General features: G+C 59.7%; 18 protein-coding genes and 1 tRNA gene. 8 read left to right on the top strand and 11 right to left on the bottom strand.

Annotated features, from left to right (window positions below; genetic code table 11):
- Positions 1–44: 44 nt before the first annotated feature.
- The 3 genes from B5J99_RS14005 to uraH are packed head-to-tail and all read right to left on the bottom strand — an operon-like array spanning position 45 to position 1,917.
- Positions 45–995, bottom strand: coding sequence for a DMT family transporter (locus B5J99_RS14005; RefSeq protein WP_117352718.1), 951 nt, complete (start codon positions 993–995; stop codon positions 45–47).
- Positions 996–1,042: 47 nt separating this feature from the next.
- A complete protein-coding gene (locus B5J99_RS14000) occupies positions 1,043–1,516 on the bottom strand; it encodes a GlcG/HbpS family heme-binding protein (RefSeq protein WP_082382405.1) in 474 nt (157 codons plus the stop codon).
- A 2-nt stretch (positions 1,517–1,518) separates the two neighbouring features.
- Positions 1,519–1,917 (bottom strand): hydroxyisourate hydrolase, encoded by a 399-nt coding sequence (gene uraH / locus B5J99_RS13995; protein WP_082382406.1) that lies wholly within the window; start codon positions 1,915–1,917, stop codon positions 1,519–1,521.
- Positions 1,918–2,036: 119 nt separating this feature from the next.
- Between uraH and B5J99_RS13990 the strand changes: the two genes are divergently transcribed.
- From B5J99_RS13990 to B5J99_RS19585, 5 genes are all read left to right on the top strand, one after another.
- Positions 2,037–2,915, top strand: a complete 879-nt coding sequence (locus tag B5J99_RS13990; RefSeq protein ID WP_117352717.1) for a LysR family transcriptional regulator — start codon at positions 2,037–2,039, stop codon at positions 2,913–2,915.
- Between the two features lie 86 nt (positions 2,916–3,001).
- Positions 3,002–3,949, top strand: coding sequence for an HPP family protein (locus B5J99_RS13985; protein ID WP_245991631.1), 948 nt, complete (start codon positions 3,002–3,004; stop codon positions 3,947–3,949).
- Between the two features lie 265 nt (positions 3,950–4,214).
- Entirely contained in the window at positions 4,215–4,625 is a 411-nt protein-coding gene (gene rnk, locus B5J99_RS13980; RefSeq protein WP_054135847.1) for a nucleoside diphosphate kinase regulator, read from the top strand.
- A gap of 706 nt (positions 4,626–5,331) precedes the next feature.
- Positions 5,332–6,078, top strand: coding sequence for a hypothetical protein (locus B5J99_RS13975; RefSeq protein ID WP_211337829.1), 747 nt, complete (start codon positions 5,332–5,334; stop codon positions 6,076–6,078).
- Between the two features lie 166 nt (positions 6,079–6,244).
- Entirely contained in the window at positions 6,245–6,676 is a 432-nt protein-coding gene (locus B5J99_RS19585; protein ID WP_162892610.1) for a hypothetical protein, read from the top strand.
- A 236-nt stretch (positions 6,677–6,912) separates the two neighbouring features.
- Here the strand turns inward: B5J99_RS19585 and B5J99_RS13970 are convergent, their stop codons facing one another.
- From B5J99_RS13970 to B5J99_RS13940, 8 genes are all read right to left on the bottom strand, one after another.
- Positions 6,913–7,923: a rod shape-determining protein gene (locus tag B5J99_RS13970; RefSeq protein WP_117352714.1), complete on the bottom strand. Its 1,011-nt coding sequence runs from the start codon at positions 7,921–7,923 to the stop codon at positions 6,913–6,915.
- Positions 7,924–8,075: 152 nt separating this feature from the next.
- Positions 8,076–8,312 carry a hypothetical protein gene (locus B5J99_RS19580; protein ID WP_150126283.1) on the bottom strand — a complete coding sequence of 79 codons (237 nt, stop codon included), beginning with the start codon at positions 8,310–8,312 and terminating at the stop codon, positions 8,076–8,078.
- 481 nt (positions 8,313–8,793) lie between these two features.
- Complete coding sequence (locus B5J99_RS13965; protein WP_054135461.1) at positions 8,794–9,987, bottom strand: IS91 family transposase; 1,194 nt, start codon at positions 9,985–9,987, stop codon at positions 8,794–8,796.
- A 4-nt stretch (positions 9,988–9,991) separates the two neighbouring features.
- Positions 9,992–10,909, bottom strand: coding sequence for a tyrosine-type recombinase/integrase (locus B5J99_RS13960; RefSeq protein WP_054135460.1), 918 nt, complete (start codon positions 10,907–10,909; stop codon positions 9,992–9,994).
- A 505-nt stretch (positions 10,910–11,414) separates the two neighbouring features.
- Positions 11,415–12,608 (bottom strand): IS91 family transposase, encoded by a 1,194-nt coding sequence (locus B5J99_RS13955; RefSeq protein WP_117351966.1) that lies wholly within the window; start codon positions 12,606–12,608, stop codon positions 11,415–11,417.
- A gap of 6 nt (positions 12,609–12,614) precedes the next feature.
- On the bottom strand, positions 12,615–13,523 hold the full coding sequence (locus B5J99_RS13950) for a tyrosine-type recombinase/integrase (protein WP_117351965.1): 909 nt from the start codon (positions 13,521–13,523) through the stop codon (positions 12,615–12,617).
- A 447-nt stretch (positions 13,524–13,970) separates the two neighbouring features.
- A complete protein-coding gene (locus B5J99_RS13945) occupies positions 13,971–15,197 on the bottom strand; it encodes a tyrosine-type recombinase/integrase (protein WP_117352713.1) in 1,227 nt (408 codons plus the stop codon).
- A gap of 196 nt (positions 15,198–15,393) precedes the next feature.
- Positions 15,394–15,479 (bottom strand) — tRNA-Tyr (locus B5J99_RS13940).
- A gap of 158 nt (positions 15,480–15,637) precedes the next feature.
- Here B5J99_RS13940 and rlmB point away from each other — a divergent pair.
- From rlmB to B5J99_RS13925, 3 genes are read left to right on the top strand one after another with little or no spacing between them, the layout of a single operon-like run.
- A complete protein-coding gene (gene rlmB, locus B5J99_RS13935; RefSeq protein ID WP_117353518.1) occupies positions 15,638–16,402 on the top strand; it encodes a 23S rRNA (guanosine(2251)-2'-O)-methyltransferase RlmB in 765 nt (254 codons plus the stop codon).
- Between the two features lie 17 nt (positions 16,403–16,419).
- Positions 16,420–17,355: a hypothetical protein gene (locus B5J99_RS13930; protein WP_054132942.1), complete on the top strand. Its 936-nt coding sequence runs from the start codon at positions 16,420–16,422 to the stop codon at positions 17,353–17,355.
- A 58-nt stretch (positions 17,356–17,413) separates the two neighbouring features.
- On the top strand, positions 17,414–18,211 hold the full coding sequence (locus B5J99_RS13925) for a hypothetical protein (RefSeq protein ID WP_162892609.1): 798 nt from the start codon (positions 17,414–17,416) through the stop codon (positions 18,209–18,211).
- Positions 18,212–18,228 lie beyond the last annotated feature (17 nt).

Genomic DNA, 18,228 nt, shown 5'->3' with positions numbered 1-18,228 from the left:
GTCAGCCTTGTTAATTGGGGACATACCGCAAGCAAGTCTCTCGGCTATGATCCTGGACCCGAGTTGTAAGTAAGCGCGATAGCCTGACCGGATTTGCGAGCAGCGCTGACGATGCCGGCGCCGATTAACCCCATGCCAATGAAATGGTACCAGCCGATAGGCTCCATCAAGAACACAGCCGCAAGCAAGGCCCCGATGACGGGCATGATATTGAGATAGAGACTAGTTGCCGCCGATCCAAGCAGTTCGACTCCACGATTAAAAAACAGATAGGCAATCAGTGAAGGAAACAGACTGACATAGGAGATAGCCAGCCAGCTTTCCGGCCGGTTTTCAATTAAGCGACCGCTTGCGATTTCGGCGATATAGAAGGGCGAGATCATCGCAATGCCGACCACGAAAGTTGCCGCCAGAAAGCTTAGCGGATGCACAGCGGGACGTTTACGCAGCAGCACAGAGTAGATCGACCAGACGACGACCGCCACACAGATCACAAGATCACCTGAATTGAACTCGAATCTGACGAGCGCAGACAAGTTACCACCAAGGATAATCATCAAAGCCCCGCTGATGGAAAGAACTATCCCTGCCAGCTGCGGAAGGCCGACCTGTTCGCGGAAAACTGCCGCTCCAAGCAGCAGGATCAAAACTGGCTGCATCGACTGCAACAAGAGACCATTGACCGCAGTGGTGGCCTGAAGGCCTGTGTAGAGCAGAGTGTTAAAGGTGCCGATGCCCAGTGTGCCCAGCACCAGCACCCACCTCCAGTTATTTCTCAGATCAACCAAATCACGCCTCAGATGGGGCCAAGCGAATGGCAGAAGCAGCGCGAGAGCCAGTGTCCACCGCCAGAACGCAAGTGCTACTGGAGGCATTACGTCTCGTGCAGCCCGTCCGACCAGGGAATTGCCTGCCCAAAAAAGCGCCGTGAAGGTCAAAAGCAGGTAAGGATGTGACCAGAACCAGCCAAACACACGTGCCCTGAGCGAAGGCATTCAACGCAAGTCCTGATTGTGTCCAGCCCTCGGCAGCCGCAAGGATGTCATTGTTGTGTGCCATGCGCTAGTGCAGCCATTGCGCATTGTTCATCACTTTCAGATCCGCCGGATCCAGCCACGCCGATCCCACCGATGACTTCCCCCTCATGAATAATCGGCAGGCCACCTCCAAGCAGCAGAAGTTCCGCGACACTGATAAGGTTCGCCGATGCCGGTTCGGTTGCAGCGCGTTGCGCCAATCTGGATGTGCTTGTCTTGGTCGAAAGTGCTGTAAACGCCTTGCGTTCGGCCGCATTTGTATTGTGCGGTCCGACCCCATCACCGCGCTGCAGGGCGATCAGATTGCCACCACGATCAACAATCGCCACTACCGCATCCCTGTTCATGGTGCGGCATGAAACCAAGGCCGCTTCGGCAATAGAATTGGCCATCTCGAGTGAAACAGACCGATGCTCGATGGGCAAAGGCGGTGGCATCAATGCAGCGAGACTGAAATAGGCGAGAAATGCGCTGCTCATTGTCAATTTCCGCGATAGGTCGAGTAGCCGTATGGGCTCACGACCACGGGAACATGGTAGTGACCGTCGGCATCAGTAACAGTGAATGTGATTGCGATCTCCGGAAAGAAGGGGCGTGTTGCAGCTTCTGAATAAGACGCCATGTCGAACTGGAGCCGGTAGACCCCCGGCACGAAATTTCTCTCGTTTCCGAAGCTTCGCACCCTACCATTTGCGTCGGTACGTGACTTCCCAACGACCACCCAGGTTCCGGCGGTATCTCGCTCCGACAGCGTTACAGGGACATCCTTCCCCCCAACGCCGCTCGCCAGGTCGAGCACATGAGTGGATATCTCGGCGGCTGCGACTGGGGTTGCAAAAAGACTGAGTGCAACTGGAGCAAGCAGACGGGTCGTATTCATCGGTTCAATCCTGATCTCGTGTTGAGCCGCTTATTGCGGTGATGGGTCCTGTTAGCGCCCAGATTTTCATTTGCGAATGAAATGATTGAATAAAAATCATTCATATATAGAATGTTAGTATGTTCGATCTCAAACTGCTGCAGGCCTTTGTTACCGTCGCTGATGCGGGCAGCTTTACCGCCGCTGCTCATCGCCTGAATTCGACCCAATCGACTGTCAGCCAACAGATCGGTCGACTGGAAGACGTGGTCCGCAGGGCGTTGTTTGATCGTGGAGCTCGACCTGTTAAACTGACCCCGGCGGGAGAGCAGCTGATCGGCTATGCGAGGCGAATTCTTGCATTACAGCGTGAGGCCCTAGCACTTATGTCTGACCCTTCGGGCAGCAGGACAATCCGTGTTGGGGTGCCGGATGATCTAGTGACACCTGAAATGAGTCAGGAATTCGCCAGATTTTCAACCCGCTATTCTGAAATCCGTCTTGACGTGGCAACAGGGCTTAGCCGCGAGCTTTCGCGCCGGTTTCGTGAGGGAGAGCTCGATGTGGCGATTGTGAAGGAACCCAGCGCCCAAGCTGATGCACATGCAAGCTTTCGTGAGCCACTGGCATGGGTCGAGGCTTCAAATCGGAGCCGACCATGGCCTTCGCCGATACCACTGGTCACCTTCCCGCCGGGAGGGCTTTATCGTGACCAGATGATCGACAAGATCGAGGCTGCCGGGCTGCGGTGGTATCTTGCATTTACTGGAAACAGTCTGGTCAGCGTTCTGCGCGCTGTAGAAGCCGGACTTGGTGTTTCGATCCTCCCATCGGCGACGACCGGTTTCTATAACATCCGAAAATGTGAGCTTTTTGAAGCCGTCCCGGACATGGCATTGTCAATTTATGCCTGGGAGCAGGACGCGGCGACCACTGATCTTCTGGCTGCCATGAGCGAGATAGTAGCTAACAACCGCGCTGCTGATACGAGACCGCAACGTCAACATCCGGAGGCATAATTCCTGCGCCGGTGGGTTGATCTGCAAACCTCGCTCGCGGAAACCAACCTGCCAATTTTACCGCTGGCCAGGCCAAACACTGCTCTTTGCCGAATGACGAGCCCATTTGGTTCATTGAATTTGGACGAGCTAGCGCACAGGCTGTGTCCCGCAGTCGTGGTGATTTCAAATCGGTCAACTTGGACCATTTGCAAGTCCCAAAGAATGCCCACGCAGCAGCCCCGCAAACGCCAGATCGCCGGTTTCTGTCTGTTCAAGGCGCTTGCCGCTTTCAGGCGCTATGGAAAAACTCGCTTGGCCGCAAAGCGCAAAGCTGCAAAGGCGACGCACCTTCAATCAGAGCGAAGCAAGTGCGATCGATTTTCATCCCTATCATGGCCGGGGCCTCGCTTAGTGACCGTCTGATCGCTTGCCTAGGGGGCACTGCGGGAATCGCGCTCACCGCTCTCGTGACCCAGTCGGCAATGGGCGCGTCCGCAGCTTGGGTCTGGCTTGTTGCACCGATGGGAGCATCTGCAGTTTTGATATTTGCTGTGCCAGCTAGTCCGCTGGCGCAGCCTTGGTCCGTCATCGGCGGAAATGTTGTATCTGCTCTGGTGGGCGTCGGGGTGGCGCTAATCGTGCCGTGGCCTGCTATTGCCAGCGGGATTGCGGTCGGCGGGGCCATCCTGGCGATGTCGCTGTTGCGTTGTCTGCATCCACCTGGCGGCGCTGCTGCACTGACTGCTGTCATTGGCGGACCTGCCGTGGTCTCGGCAGGTTGGCTATTCCCGCTCTTTCCCGTCGGGCTGAATGCGGTCATCCTCACCGCCACGGGTATCCTGTTCCATTCGATATCGAAGCATTCCTACCCGCATCGTCCTGATCGACACGCCACGATTTCAATGAGAGATTCGGATGACCAGCCCTTCCATCCTGATGATCTGGATTCCGCACTTGCTGACCTGGGTGAGACTTTCGATATCTCACCTGAAGACCTCGGCCAGCTGTTCAATCGCGTCCGCTACCACGCCGCAAAGCGCCGAAAAGTCTAGCGTTTGCTGAGCTTCCTCGGTTTCCAGGAACAGAGCATTCACCGTGCTTCGACCTAACTTGACTTACATCCAGAAGCTCGTAATCTTGCCGCCATGCAGGCGCAGTCCACATATTTGCGATTTGTCGACCATGGTGGACAACTCGCCGCGCGTTCTCAGCCCGGGCTCGCGTGGGCATAGCGCCACCTGAGCTCGGGCCTTATTCGATCTGAAATTTCAGGGCGAGCGATCTTCGTTCCCTGACTCGAATAAGCAGGACTATCCAATGGAAAATCTAGCAATCGCTGCGGCTGAACGGCCGGCGATTTACATGAGTGCGGCTGAGTGTGACGCGCTTTTTGAGCTTGCTCTGAGCACGGAGCGGAGCCAGCCAATGGTTTGCGCAATGTTGATGGCAGAACTTGATCGCGCGGAATTGCGGGACGCAGATGAATTGCCGGACCAGACCGTGGTGATGAACTCTTTCATTGATTTTGTTGATGAACGCACTGGCGCTCGTCGCATTGTGCAACTCGTCTACCCTCAAGATGCAGATATTGCCGACGGTCGAGTGTCAATTCTGACCCCGATTGGAGCAGGATTGATCGGAATGACAGCGGGATGTTCGATTTGTTGGCCAGACCGCAGTGGCGACGATCGTATCCTACGGATCATTAGTGTGGCGCCGCCCGGATAAGGCTGCAGTCGTGGCCGACAGCCCGAATGGCTTGAACAAACTTGCAGGACAAAGCTGCAGGCTAAAGCATCCAAAGCAGCCAGTGCTTGCGTGGTTTCGTCAGTCACGAAAATTTCTTGACGATCACCCATGTGCACTGGGGCGTTTCTTTTCCCGCCCATTTCCGGCCCGCTTTGCCCTGCCACTCCCGGTTTTCACAACCGCCTACCGTACGGCAACTTCCTCGCTCTGAGGTCATGCGCCCTTCGTCCCAGAAAATGCCCACAGAAGGTTGAAGCATATGAACCAACTCCCCCCAACGCCGGATCAAGATATAAACGCTCTGCAATGTGTTCCGCCACGCCCCCCCGATATCGAATTGCCATGCCTGGAAATAGTCGCGCGTTCCACACTCAGTCTTTGCCAGCCCGTACCTGACTCTGTCCCCGCAGCTTGGCAAACAGCAACAATGCTACTGGCTCAACAATTTGGTTTCGACGTCCGGCAAGTGCCTAAGCGCCCTGCTTTGCGGATGAAGAAACTGATACAATGGGGGTCGGCAGCCAGTGCTCAGCCACCCGCACCGATGTTCGCGCCATGGCGGTGTGGGTTCCCTGAGGCCTTGCAACAACCCCGCCAATTGGCCCTGCCAAACGCTTCCTGGGTCAGCACATATGTTTTTGGCAAGCAGACTAGGGGGCGATGTTGGCGGAACGTGACCGACATAATGCTGATGTCTCCCCTTCCTGGCGGTTGCGCACCGGATGATCTGATACCGCAACCTAAGTTGCTTCAGGTGATGATCGAAGCTGCAAGACGTGAGAACCGCAGAAAGGTAACCATCGTAACAGATGCCCGACGTCGCAACGGGATCATCATGCATCTGCTTTTGCTCAAACTGACCGACGGTCGCGACAGGATTGCCATAGAAGTTTCGTCGATCGAAAACGTGTTGAGTGAGCTGGCCGATGATCCAGGGAGCGCAGATGCGATGGTGGTGTTGCCGGATATGCGCGGACTGGTTCTCGGTATTCTATCTGAGACCAGCGATAACAGCGGACCGTGGCCAATGGTATGGCACGAGCGAGATGCCTGCCTGATCTCGTGCGAGGCGCTCGGCGATTTTTGTCACACGATACCGCTCAATGTCTCGCTGCTTGCTCAGGCCTTGGCGCTAGCTGCAAACAGGACGGGACTGATCAGCACTTCCGAACAACTAGCAAGAGCGGCGGCAACGCTTGGGGAGTGGGGAGACGTCAGGTTTGGCGACAGATGCGCAGAAGATGATCGGGTTAGGTTGTCCGATGAGGATTTAATCAAGACCTTGGGCCGCAATATCGCGTCCGGTGAGGGGGCTCATCCGATTTGGCAAGCCGTCAAACCACGCAGCACTTTGACCAAGCCTAACCGATCGCCTGGACTAAAGCTGGTGCATTCTTCCCCTGCCTCGGAAATCGGAATCCCTGCGCAGTGATTGGAGTCAATCATTTCGGCAAGCGAGGGTCGCGTAGTCACCAAGATACGCGATTCAATTTCCGGCAACCGGCTCCACCCATGGCCCGAATTCAGATGATTCTTTCACCATTCTGAGCCTGGCTTTCCTGCAATGTACTAAATTGCTGTACCGAAAGGAGTTTGAAATGCCTCCCAACCGTCCAACCGAACCTATAGCCGTGTTCGATCGATTGAAACCGAAGCCCGCATACGTAAAAACTAGTGATAGCAATCCGCGGCTGACGCATTGGCAAGCCCGTGAGAAGTTTATTGATCGAATTAATGAGGGGGCTGGCGTGGCGTTGGGTGCCGTGATGGATCACTGCATACCAGAGGGATGGAGATTGACGGGGCTGATGGTCGTTGGCGGAGCCATTAAAGTTGAACTGCGCGACAAAAATGAAAGCATCCTGACAAATCTGTTGCTAACTGATCAAGCATTGCCAGATATCCGCATTGACGCAGTTCCAGCTATTCTACAGGCTATTACTGTTGCGCTGGATACTCCAGAGGAAACGCGCCACAGCGTCCCGAACTTATTGCGCTCGACTAAGGTCAAACTAACGGGACGAAGATAAAGTTTAATAGAATCCCGGAGTGGGCCAACAAACCTTGGGGCACAGATGGAAAGCGAAGTTTATCGGCAGAACGCCAGCACGATGAGCACCGTCACACCGCCGCTCGCACCACGTGCCATAGCATTTGTATGCAACAATGGGACGACTGTTTGGAGGCTGCAAGGCAAATACCAAATGGCACAGAGATTAAGCGCGCCCACATAGATTATCTGCCAAACATGGCATTATGGCCAGCCTCAGTTTTCGAGTAGATACTGGAGGCCCTTGGCGACGCAGCCAGATGCATCTCTGGCCAAAACTACAGAAACGCCGCACTCTCGCTCGATCGCTTTTGCCAGGAAGCGCGCAGAGATACCGCCACCAGTGGCTATGATCTGGCCATCGAGCAAATCCGCAGCCAGGTCTGGCGACAGCTCACCAAGCACCGTCCGAGTGGCTTCGGCAAATCTGGAAAAATGCTTCTCGAACACAGGATCGAAGGCCGAACATGGCAGGCTAAGCGTGCCAGGCAGCGCGGTCCGCAGGTCGCGCCCTTTCGCCTGAACGACATTTTCGGCCGGTGATGATTTGCTGGTGCGGTCTGAGAGTTCCTTTTTCAGGGTTTCCGCTGTCTGTCGACCAATCAGGAAATGATGTTTCGTCTGCAGGTATTCCGCAATTGCCTCGTCGAGATTCTGGCCGCCTATGCGAACCGAACGTGTCTTGCATTGGCCATCTATAGAAAATACCGCGATTTCTGTTGTGCCGGCACCGCATTCGACGATCATCGATGCGCGAGCTTCACCCACCGGTAATCCAGCCCCTATTGCAGCTGCAAAAGGTTCCCGGACAAGTTCGACCTGAGCGATCCCGGCATCATCTGCAGCGGCTAGTAGTGCATTTGCCTCCGCCTTCGTGGCGTCGGCAGGTAGACCGATCAAGACACGAGAACCATACCGTCTAACTCTCCCTGATATCGAGGTAAGACCGTGTTTCAGTAACTCGCTCGTCGCTTCTATGTCTTGCAGAACACCTCTTGCGAGTGGACGACGCACGCGCAGATTTTTGGGTGCTCGGTCCACCATCGCCTGGACGGCGGTACCTGCTGCAATGAATCGGGGACGCCCGCCGATATCCTCAAAACAGCAAAGCGAAGGCTCATCGAATACGCAGCCAATGCCTTGGATAACCATGCGCATGTTGGCAGTCCCCAGATCGATAGCCAGATCGGGCTTCTGCGTGCGCGTGAAAAACGGGAAATAAGTCATGCCGGAAAGATAGCCTGTCAGAATGTGATTGTCGCTGCCATTTATGTCCCGCTCCTTTGTCTACCAGGCGAGCATTCACGACACTTGGGCGAGTGCAGAGCTGCATTTAGCGAGGGTCATTGCTGCTAAGTCGCGCAGGAAGTTGTTGCCGCTTAGGCGACGAACGGGCCATTATTTGATGCAGTGTCGCTGCCATCACCGGCATCGCGGAGCCGACCGCGGAGATTCGAGCCACGCGTGTCAGCCTGAGTAAACATATTGGCAGCGATGCCGTCGAAGACGGTCATCGGACTTTGGCGCACTCTGAAGATCATGACACGGTGGTCGTTGCCGTCGCAGTCCCGGTTCACTGTGCCATGGCCGAGGGCATCAACGGCGCTGTGCAGCACAACCTCGCCCGTGCCGATGCACGCGCGCTGACGGACTTGGCAGGTCCACTGCCCCCGTCGCTGCATGCGCTTGTCGAGCGCGCTACGCGTGGCGCTGCTCGCTCGACTGCCGGGCAGGTTTCCTGATCTTTATCCGCCTCTGGGAGAACCAGACGTTTAATGCGGTGATCGTGAACGACCGCGTCTGTGAAGGGTTTCGGGCGCTTGCGTACGAAAGCCTCCAGTGCAGGAACCCGCGGGCCCCGCGCGCAGGTCTATGGGTAAAGCGGCTTTGGGATGGTTTTTGCGGGTAAGCGCAGCCGATCCGGCGGTGTCGCTGTTGGCCTGATCAACGTGATTTTGTGCGGTGTCAGACTGCTAGCGGCGTTGGTTTTGCTGGCCAGTGTGCCCTGCGCCCGGCTTAAATCCGGGATGGGCACGCGCTGGGTCATCGGTCGGGACACCATGGGTCCGACCGTCGTGCAGGGCGAGCCATGCCGGATCATGGCGCGTGTCTCCGGGCCGAGGATACTGGGGGTGGCGGTGCACGCGGTTGGTAGCAACGGGCAAAGGTCTCGATGATGGTCATGTGCCCGCCGCAGCATGGGCATGGCGGGCGATGGTCGGGCGGTTCTTCCGGTTCGGGCTCCTCGACCGGCGCAGCGCCCCCCAGGAGACTGCGGGCGAGCGCCATGGCGTCCTTGTGCGTCGAACTGGCGAGCAGGCCGTAATGCCGGATGCGATGGAAGCCGCGCGGCAGGACGTGGATCAGGAAGCGGCGGATGAACTCGTCCGTCGCCAGCGTCATGACCTGCTGGCGTTCAGCCCCGCTGCGACGGTAATCCTTGTAACGGAACGTCACGCTGGCATCGTCGAAGGCAAGGAGCCGCTGGTTCGAGATGGCGACGCGGTGGGTGTAGCGCGAGAGATAGGCCAGCACCGCCTGCGGCCCGGCAAAAGGCGGTTTGGCGTAGACCACCCAGCGCTTCTTCCGGATCGGCGACAGATGCCGGAGGAAGACCTTGCGTGTCGCGAGGCCCGCCAAGGTGTTGAAGAAGGCCAGCTTGCCGGCATCGTACAATGCCAGCAGCCGGGTGAGGAACAGCCGGCGGAACAATGCGCCCAGCACACGCACTGGTAGAAGGAACGCCGGGCGCGACGAGACCCACCGCTTGCCGTCTGGCGTGATACCCCCGCCGGGCACGATCATGTGCACATGCGGGTGATGGGTCAGTGCCGATCCCCACGTATGCAATACGGCGGTGATGCCGACGCGCGCGCCGAGGTGCCTGGGATCGGCGGCGATGGTCAGCATCGTGTCCGCAGCCGCGCGGAACAGCAGGTCATAGACCACCGCCTTGTTCTGCCACGCGATATCCGCGACCTCGGCCGGCAGCGTGAACACGACGTGGAAGTATCCCACGGGCAGCAGATCGGCCTCGCGCGCGGCCAGCCAGGTGCGCGCCGCCGCACCCTGGCACTTGGGGCAATGCCGGTTGCGGCAGGAGTTGTAGGCGATCCGCCAGTGCCCGCAGTCGTCGCAGGCCTCGACGTGACCGCCAAGGGCTGCGGTGCGGCAGGTCTCGATCGCCGTCATGACCTTGAGCTGGCCGAGGCTCAGATGGCCGGCATGGGCTGCGCGATACGCGGGCCCGGCACTCCGCAAGATGTCGGCGACCTCGATCGAGGTGCGCACCGGTTCAACCGGGCGGCGATGCCGTTCGCTTGGGGCCTTCCATCAGGCTGAAGATGCGGTCGAGCGGGCTCGCCACCGCCTGCATCGTCCTGGTCGATACCTTGGTGTAGATGGCGGTGGTACCGATCTTGGTGTGCCCAAGCAGGACCTGGATCACGCGGATGTCGACATCCTGCTCGAGCAGGTGAGTGGCAAAGCTGTGGCGCAGGGTATGCGGGCTCACGCGTTTGCGGATCCCGGCGAACTCAGCCGCCTCATGCACGGCGCGGTGCAACTGGCGTGCCGAGATCGGGTCGGTGCAACTGCGCCCCGGGAATAACCAGCCGTGCGGTAACATGACCCCGCGCCGCTTGCCTTCACGCCACCATTGCCGAAGCAGATCCAGCAGATGCGGCGAGAGCATGGCGTTACGATCCTTGCGCCCCTTGCCCTGCTCGACCCGGATCAGCATGCGCGTGCTGTCGATATCGTCAACCTTCAGGTGGGCAATCTCGGACACGCGCAGACCCGCGCCATAGGCCACGCCGAACGCTGCCTTGTACTTGATGCCCGGTGCAGCCTCGATCAGCCGCGCAGCCTCCTCGACGCTCAGAACCTCGCGCAGCTTGGGTGTGCAGCGAACGACAACAAGTCCCAGTGCCATCTCCGGCCGCTTGAGGGTTATACCGAACAGGAAACGCAATGCCGATACAGCCCCGTTGATGGTTGCTGGACTGATGGCACGCTCATGCTGAGCGATCTGATAGCGCCGGAGGTCTTCGATCGTGGCCGTATCGGGTGGTCGGCCGAGAAACGCGGCAAATGACCGGACGTGCCGGATATAGTCCTTCTGCGTGTGCTCCCCAAAGCTACGCATCGTCATGTCCTGCAACATACGCTCGCGCAAGGCATTGTTCGGGGCAGCGGTAGTGATGGTATCCATGGTGCGTTCCTTTCCGTTGAAGGAACTCCACCCTCACAAGCGACTTCGCCGCTCTCAAAGCCTCAACAATACTACGCTACGTCACCCCAAGCGACTCTCCCGCGAAGCGGGTTCGTGCTCTGGGTCGAGGGCTGCCGCTGCTAAGTGGCATATCGGACGGCAGCTTTTCGCCACTCTCCACCCAGGACCTGCCATTCAACAACCGTTTAGAGTTTCGGACGCCGTGAGGCGTCGGAAAGTCGACGGTGCCCGAACCCGCGGTCGTCAGGTGCTGATGTCTATGGGGATTTCGATTTTGGGCTTGTGGGAGCAGCGGTGGGTGCTGCCGATAAGCGGACGGAACTGAAAGCGGACTGGCTGCTTTTGGGGTGACGAGCGGGTTGCCGTAAATCGGACCGTCCGATTTTGGAGGGCGCAGGTCTGCTTTTGGTGGGTGATGGCGCAGTGCTCTGTGCTCCCCGAAGCACGGTCGCTTCGGGGCCGGTTGAAGGCAGGCCGTGCCGGGTCACGACGATGTTCTCCCGGATGCGTTGACAGGATGCGGTGGTGCGCGCGGCTGATATCTGCGCTCGAAAGTCTCGATGATGACCATGCTGCCACCGCAGCACGGGCACGGTGGCCGATGGTCCGGCGGATCGACAGCCGTGTCATCGATGGCAGGTGGCGCAACCGCCAGCAGTCGGCGGGCGTGTTCGAGATGGGCCTTGCGGGTCGCACCGGCCAGCAGCCCGTAATGGCGTATCCGGTGGAACCCGCGTGGCAGGTTGTGCAGCAGGAAGCGACGGATGAACTCGTCGGCGCCTAAGGTCATGTCCTGCTGGCGCTGCGCGCCATTGCGGCGATAATCCTTGTAGCGGAACGTGACGCCTTCACTGTCGAAGCGGAGGATGCGGCTGTTCGAGATGGCGACGCGGTGGGTATAGCGCGCCAGATAGGCGAGCACCGCCTCAGGTCCTGCAAAGGGCGGCTTGGCATAGACCACCCAGCGCTTTCTGCGGACCGGTGACAGATGACGCAGAAAGGCCCGCCGCTCGGCGAGATGCGCCAGGCTGCCGAAGAACCCGAGCTTGCCGGCATCGTGGAGCGCGATCAGCCGCGTGAGGAACAGGCGGCGGAACAGGGCGCCCAGGACACGGACGGGCAGAAGAAAGGCCGGGCGCGCAGATATCCAGCGCTCGCCATCACGCGCGATACCGCCGCCGGGCACGATCATATGGACATGCGGATGATGGGTAAGCGCCGAGCCCCAGGTGTGGAGTACAGCGGTAATGCCGATACGTGCGCCCAGATGCCTGGGGTCGGCGGCGATGGTCAGCATCGTCTGGGAGGCGGCCTTGAACAGCAGGTCATAGAGCAGCGCCTTGTTGTGGAACGCAATGGCGCTGACCTGTGCCGGGAGCGTGAACACGACGTGGAAATAGCCCACCGGCAACAGGTCGGCCTCGCGCTCGGCCAGCCAGGTACGCGCGGCTGCTCCCTGGCACTTGGGGCAATGCCGGTTGCGACAGCTGTTATAGGCGATCCGCCAATGCCCGCAGTCTGTGCAGGCTTCGACGTGACCGCCCATTGTAGCGGTGCGGCAATGCTCGACGGCCGACATGATCTTGAGCTGGTGCAGGCTCAGATGCCCGGCATGGGCAATGCGATAGCCAGGCCCTGCAACGCGGAAGATGTCGGCCACCTCTATGGAGGTGCGCACCGGGCCTCAGCCGTCGGGCACCTGCGCGGTGGATGAGGTCAAGGCCAGCCTGTCGAGCGGACTGATCACCGCTCGCATCGTCTTGGTTGCCACCTGTGTGTAGAAAGCGGTGGTGTTAAGCTTGGCATGGCCCAGCAACGCCTGGATGACGCGGATATCGACCCCGTCCTCCAGCAGATGGGTGGCGAAGCTGTGCCGCAAGGTGTGCGGGCCGACCCGCCTTGTGATGTCCGCTGCCTCGGCTGCCTCGACGACGACGCGATACAGCTGCCGGGTGCTGATCGGCAGCAGCGCGCTTCTGCCTGGGAAAAGCCAGCTGTCTGCATGCAACACGCCCTGTTGTCGTCCGGCGCGCCACCACTCGCGCAGCAGCACGAGCAGGCCTTCGGGCAGCATGGCGTTGCGATATCGGCCACCCTTGCCACGCTCGATACGCAGCACCATGCGCTTGCTGTCGATGTCGCGCACCTTGAGCGCCGAGACCTCGCCGACGCGCAGTCCCGCGCCATAGGCAACCGACAGCGCTGCCTGATGCTTGAGGCAGGTCGTGGCCTCCAGCAACCGCTTCACCTCGTCCTGGGTCAGCACCACGGGGATCTTGCGGGCGTGCGAAGTGCGCACCAGCTTGCGCGCCAGATCGGGCCGATCCAGCGTGTGGGTGAAGAAGAACCGCAGCGCTGCAACTATGCTGTTCATCGTCGGCACCGGAACGCCGGTCTCGCGTTGGTCGATCTGGAAGCGCCGCAGATCCTCTGCAGTTGCCGTGTGCGGCGAGCGTCCCAGCCATGTGGCGAAACGTCCAACATCGCGGATATAGTTGCGCTGCGTCTCGCGGCTGAAGCGCCGCATGTTCATGTCCTCGATCAACCGCTGGCGCAGCGGGCTGACCGTACCGATCGCTATAAGCTCGTTCATCGTTCGACTCCTCAGGTTGAAGGAGTCGAAATGGTCTGCCCACCACGGACACTGTTCAATCCAGGCGCTGCGCCCGCGCCGTCAGCTTAGCTTCACCCCAAACACCACTCCCGCGAAGCGGGTTCGTGCAACGGCCCATTTGCCGAACTTCCGAAAATGGCGAACCAGCCGTTCACCACAGCACCTCATTGGTTGCATTCAGCCGCCATCGGTCACCACCAAGGCCCCGACGTTCGTTGTCTCGCGCCGCCAAGCTCCGCAGATCTCCGGAATTTGAGCAAAACCGTCAATCCCGGTTCGTCGCCCGAATGACGGGTCTCGGCGGGAACAAACAATCCGGTACTCCACGGATGTCATCGTCGATTGACTTACAGTGGGCCGATTAAAGAGATTCGCACTCTCGTGACGGCGTGTTGGGAGAGTTGAGCCTAGGAAGAATGATCGTCGCTATCCCGCTTTGTTTGCAGGTCGCGGTACGACCTGGTTCATGCCGACCGCACCGCCAACGCAAAAGCGACCCCAAGCATTCATGAGTTTGACGCGTGCGCCCGGCTGGCTCGGCGTGCCAAGATAGGTGGTACGGCGATAGGCAGCCTGCACCGCATCGGGCGTCTTGTGAGCCAGCGCAGCCTCCACGACGGGATCAGCAAAGCCCTCGTTCGCCGCCCAATCAGTGAATGTGGAACGAAATCCATGAACGTGGAACGGCTCGCTCATGTCGCGCAGCACCTTAAGCAACGTCATGTCGGACATCGGTTTGCCCGCCACACCGGGGAAAACAACATCGGTGTCCGGAAGCCGAAAAGCATCCGCTCTCGCCAGCACCGCCTGTGCCGCGTCAGAGATCGGAACCATGTGCGCTTTGCCCCGCTTCATGTGATCGGCCGGAATAGCCCACAGACGGCCTTCAAGATCAAATTCGGACCATGTCGCCAGCCGGACCTCTTGGCTGCGGACGCCTGTAAGAATAAGCAGTTCGAGGGCCATCCGCCCAAAGGATGGCTTGCGCCGCAAAGCGGTTATGAAGGCGGGCAAAGCAACATAGGGCATTGCTTTGCGATTCTCTCGCGATTTTGCCTGCCGGGGTAACCCGCGCCCTGCCTTCAGACTACTATTGCCTGAAGGTGCCTCGGTTGAGCGCCAGCCTTTAGCGTGAGCATAGTCCAGCACGGCACAAATCCGGTTCCGCACTTGGCGAGCGGTCTCTGGAATTTCCTGCCAGATCGGTTTCAGCACCGTGATGATGTCGGCGGCTGTAATGCTGCCGGTCGGCACATCGCCCAATTTGGGAAATGCATAGTTTTCTAGGCTGGCGAGCCATTGGCGCGCATAAACGGCACTTTTCCAGCCGGCCCGATTTTCTGCATGATACTGGCGCGCGGCGTCGCAGAACGTCACCTTCGCTGCTGCTTCGTCCTTTTTCTCCGTCACGACATCGCGCCGATCAACCTTGACCGCTTTGCGCAGCTCTACGGACTTACGCCGGGCCTCTGCGAGTGACAGAAGCGTGGCACTTCCCAGCCCGATGTCCTGGCGCTTGCCGTCGCGCTGGAGACGCAAGAGCCAGTATGCTCCGCCTCTCTTGTCCACCCTGAGGGCTAGCCCATCACCGTCGTGGTAGGTACCGGGATTCGACAATGCTGCCCTGATTGCAACGACTGTGAGTTTGCCCATCGCTTACTCCCACACTTAATCGCCTTTTGCGGAGATTGATCGGTGTGGGAGTAAGTCGATTTACTCCCACATCCCTCCCACAGTTGCAACCGGCTGCAGTGATACAGCACAAGATGCGACTAGACGATGTTGGCGATTATACGCTTGAATTTCCGGGATTTCTAGGGATTTCAGCAGACCCTCTCAGAGCAGAGGGTGGTGGACAGGGCTGGATTCGAACCAGCGTACGCTCTCGCGGGCAGATTTACAGTCTGCTGCCATTAACCACTCGGCCACCTGTCCACACGTCGAAACCCTGTGTGCTGGCCCCTTGGAGGGAGCCGTTCTTGCCGAGAGGCGGTCCCTTGAACAATTCGCGCTTGCCTGTCAATGCCGACAGGACGAAAAGCGTCAGCATCATCATCCCCGGCGATCCGATCGCCCAAGAAAGACCGAAAATTATGGCAAAGCGCGGCGCGCGCAACCGGCAACGCAAGGCCGGTCTTGAAGGTGGCAAGTTTCCCCGATTCTGGGGCACCCATGCGGTGGAAGCAGCGTTCAACAACCCCGAACGGCAGATCCGATGGATTCGCGGCACCCGCGAAGCGCTGTCCGACATGGAATTGCCGCAGGGTGTTCCGGTCGAATTCGCCGACGTCGCCGATCTTGCGCGGCTGGTCGCGCGAGATGCGCCGCACCAGGGTGTGGTGATCGAGGTCGAACCGCTCGACGACATGGTGCTTGCCGATGTCCTGTCGGGCGATCCGCTTCGCCCGATCGTCGTGCTCGATCAGGTCACAGATCCGCACAATGTCGGCGCGATCTTCCGCTCCGCCGCGGCATTCGACGCCGCGGCCATCGTGACGCAGGACCGGCACGCTCCGCCCGAATCGGGCACCGTGGCCAAGGCGGCATCGGGCGCGCTCGAGATCGTCCCCTGGGTGCGCGTGGTGAATCTGTCGCGCGCGCTCGAAGAAATGGCCGATGCCGGCTATTGGCGGATCGGGCTCGATGGCGAGGCAGGCGATACCCTGGCGCAGACGCTGGGCACCGGCCCGATCGCGCTGGTGCTCGGCGCCGAAGGCGAAGGATTGCGGCACAATGTCGCGGGCCATTGCGACGTGCTTGCCCGCCTGCCGATCAGCAGCGCGATGGAAAGCCTGAACGTCTCCAATGCGGCGGCGATCTCGCTCTACGCGATTCGGATGGACCGGGGAGAAGGCTGATGCGGCCTGGGGGGCAGATGGCAGCGCGGATATGGGTGGCTGCCGCAGCGGCCTTGATGCTGACCGGCTGCCTTTTGTCGCCCGGAAAGTTCACCGCCGACATGACGGTGATGCGCAGCGGCGGATTCACCTTTGCCTATCAGGGAGAGATCCATCTTATGGGGCTTGCCCAACTGGTGGCGATGGGCGCCGCGATGGACAGCAAGGGCACCGATTTCATCCCCAATCCCTGTTATGGCGACCCGGCGCAGATCGATGGCGCGGTGCTCAAGACCGCCTATCTGCAGGACGAGGAGGCCTGGACCGAAGAGGCCATCGAGCGCGAATGCACCGCAGCGGAGATCGAGCGGCAGAAGAGCGAATGGGAAGATCAGCGCGCGGCCAAGAAGGCGGAAGACGCGCGTATGATCGACATGTTCAAGGAGCTGATGGGCGGGATCGATCCCGGCTCGCCAGATGCGATCGACGAGTTCATCGTGCGCATCAAGAAGCAGAAGGGCTGGCGCGACATCGTCCACAAGGGCGATGGGCTGTTCGTGGTCGACTATGCCGCCTCGGGCCGCATCGACCAGGATTATGTCTTTCCGGTGATCGAGAAGACCAGAGGCCTGCCGCCCTTCGTTATAGCCGCGGCGCGCGCCAATGGTGCGGTCCGGATCGATGCGCCCGGCTTTTCCGGATCGGGCGATGGCGGCTTTCTGGGCGGCGGCATGAGCGGGCTGATCCCGATGCTGCAGGCGATCGGATCGATGGAAAACAAGGAGGAGGCCAAGCTGTTTGCCGGTCTGCCCAAGGCCGATGGCACCTTCACGATCCGGACGGATGGCGAGATCCTGACCAACAACACCGATGACGGGCCGGTCGCATCGGGCGCGATGAAGACGCTGCAATGGAGCATCAACACCCGCACCAAAAAGGCACCCGAAGCGCTGATCATGCTGGACCCGGCCTGACCGGCACCGCATAATCACGCTTATGTTCAAACCGGGTCGCACCGAAGGGGACACGGAAATGAAGATGATGCGCCTGATCGCGGCCCTGGCCATTCCGCTGCTGCTGGCCGGTTGCCTGCTCTCGCCCGGCAAGTTCACCTCGACGCTCGATCTGCAGCGCGATGGCAGCTTCACCTTCACTTATGCAGGCGAGATCGTGGTGACCGACACGTCGTCTCCCCCGGCCGAGTTTGCCGCCAGCCCGTGCTATGACGAGACCACTTCAGACGAGCGCGAGTGCACGCCGGCCGAGCTATCGCAGCAGCGCAAGGACTTCGACGCAGCCCAGGCCGCGAACAAGGATGGCGAAGGAATGGGCCAGATGGGCGGAATGGGCGATTTCGGCAGTGACGAAAGCATCACCGAACTGGTCGACCAGCTCAAGAAGCAGGAAGGCTGGAAATCGGTTCGCTATCGCGGCAACCGCATCATCGATGTCGAATATGCCATTACCGGGACCGTCGGCCAGGGCTTTGCCTTTCCGCTGATCGATGGTGGCGGCGCGGTGATGCCGTTCGTGACGATCACCCGGCGCAAGGATGGCAACGTCAAGGTGGTGGCGCCCGCCTATTCAGGTGGCGGGGCCGGAGGCGACCTGGCCGGACTTGGCGCGATGGCCGGGGCAGCCGCAAGCCCGGCCAAGGCCGCACAGCCCAAGCCCGAGGGTACCTTCACCATCACCGCCGATGGCGGCGTGCTCACCAACAACACCGAAGAAGGCCCGACCACGGTCGCGGGCAAATCGGTGCTGACCTGGAAGGTCAACAGCCGTCTCGAGAAAGGACCGGAGGCCCTGATCCGTCTTGCGGGTCAATGAGGGATCGCCTAGCGGTC

Source organism: Blastomonas fulva, from assembly GCF_003431825.1.
GTDB lineage: Bacteria > Pseudomonadota > Alphaproteobacteria > Sphingomonadales > Sphingomonadaceae > Blastomonas > Blastomonas fulva.
The sequence above is the reverse complement of the archived record's forward strand: the minus strand, read 5'-3'. Positions and strand labels throughout refer to the sequence as shown.

What these genes read in the sequence shown, in the direction of transcription:
- uraH (WP_082382406.1), bottom strand. Translation starts at nt 1,917, where the DNA reads ATGAATACGACCCGTCTGCTTGCTCCAGTTGCACTCAGTCTTTTTGCA.
- B5J99_RS19585 (WP_162892610.1), top strand. Translation starts at nt 6,245, where the DNA reads ATGCCTCCCAACCGTCCAACCGAACCTATAGCCGTGTTCGATCGATTG.
- B5J99_RS13930 (WP_054132942.1), top strand. Translation starts at nt 16,420, where the DNA reads ATGGCAGCGCGGATATGGGTGGCTGCCGCAGCGGCCTTGATGCTGACC.
- B5J99_RS13990 (WP_117352717.1), top strand. Translation starts at nt 2,037, where the DNA reads ATGTTCGATCTCAAACTGCTGCAGGCCTTTGTTACCGTCGCTGATGCG.
- B5J99_RS14000 (WP_082382405.1), bottom strand. Translation starts at nt 1,516, where the DNA reads ATGAGCAGCGCATTTCTCGCCTATTTCAGTCTCGCTGCATTGATGCCA.
- B5J99_RS13925 (WP_162892609.1), top strand. Translation starts at nt 17,414, where the DNA reads ATGAAGATGATGCGCCTGATCGCGGCCCTGGCCATTCCGCTGCTGCTG.
- B5J99_RS13970 (WP_117352714.1), bottom strand. Translation starts at nt 7,923, where the DNA reads ATGACTTATTTCCCGTTTTTCACGCGCACGCAGAAGCCCGATCTGGCT.
- B5J99_RS13945 (WP_117352713.1), bottom strand. Translation starts at nt 15,197, where the DNA reads ATGGGCAAACTCACAGTCGTTGCAATCAGGGCAGCATTGTCGAATCCC.
- B5J99_RS14005 (WP_117352718.1), bottom strand. Translation starts at nt 995, where the DNA reads ATGCCTTCGCTCAGGGCACGTGTGTTTGGCTGGTTCTGGTCACATCCT.
- rnk (WP_054135847.1), top strand. Translation starts at nt 4,215, where the DNA reads ATGGAAAATCTAGCAATCGCTGCGGCTGAACGGCCGGCGATTTACATG.
- B5J99_RS13975 (WP_211337829.1), top strand. Translation starts at nt 5,332, where the DNA reads ATGCTGATGTCTCCCCTTCCTGGCGGTTGCGCACCGGATGATCTGATA.
- B5J99_RS13950 (WP_117351965.1), bottom strand. Translation starts at nt 13,523, where the DNA reads ATGAACGAGCTTATAGCGATCGGTACGGTCAGCCCGCTGCGCCAGCGG.
- B5J99_RS13960 (WP_054135460.1), bottom strand. Translation starts at nt 10,909, where the DNA reads ATGGATACCATCACTACCGCTGCCCCGAACAATGCCTTGCGCGAGCGT.
- rlmB (WP_117353518.1), top strand. Translation starts at nt 15,638, where the DNA reads ATGGCAAAGCGCGGCGCGCGCAACCGGCAACGCAAGGCCGGTCTTGAA.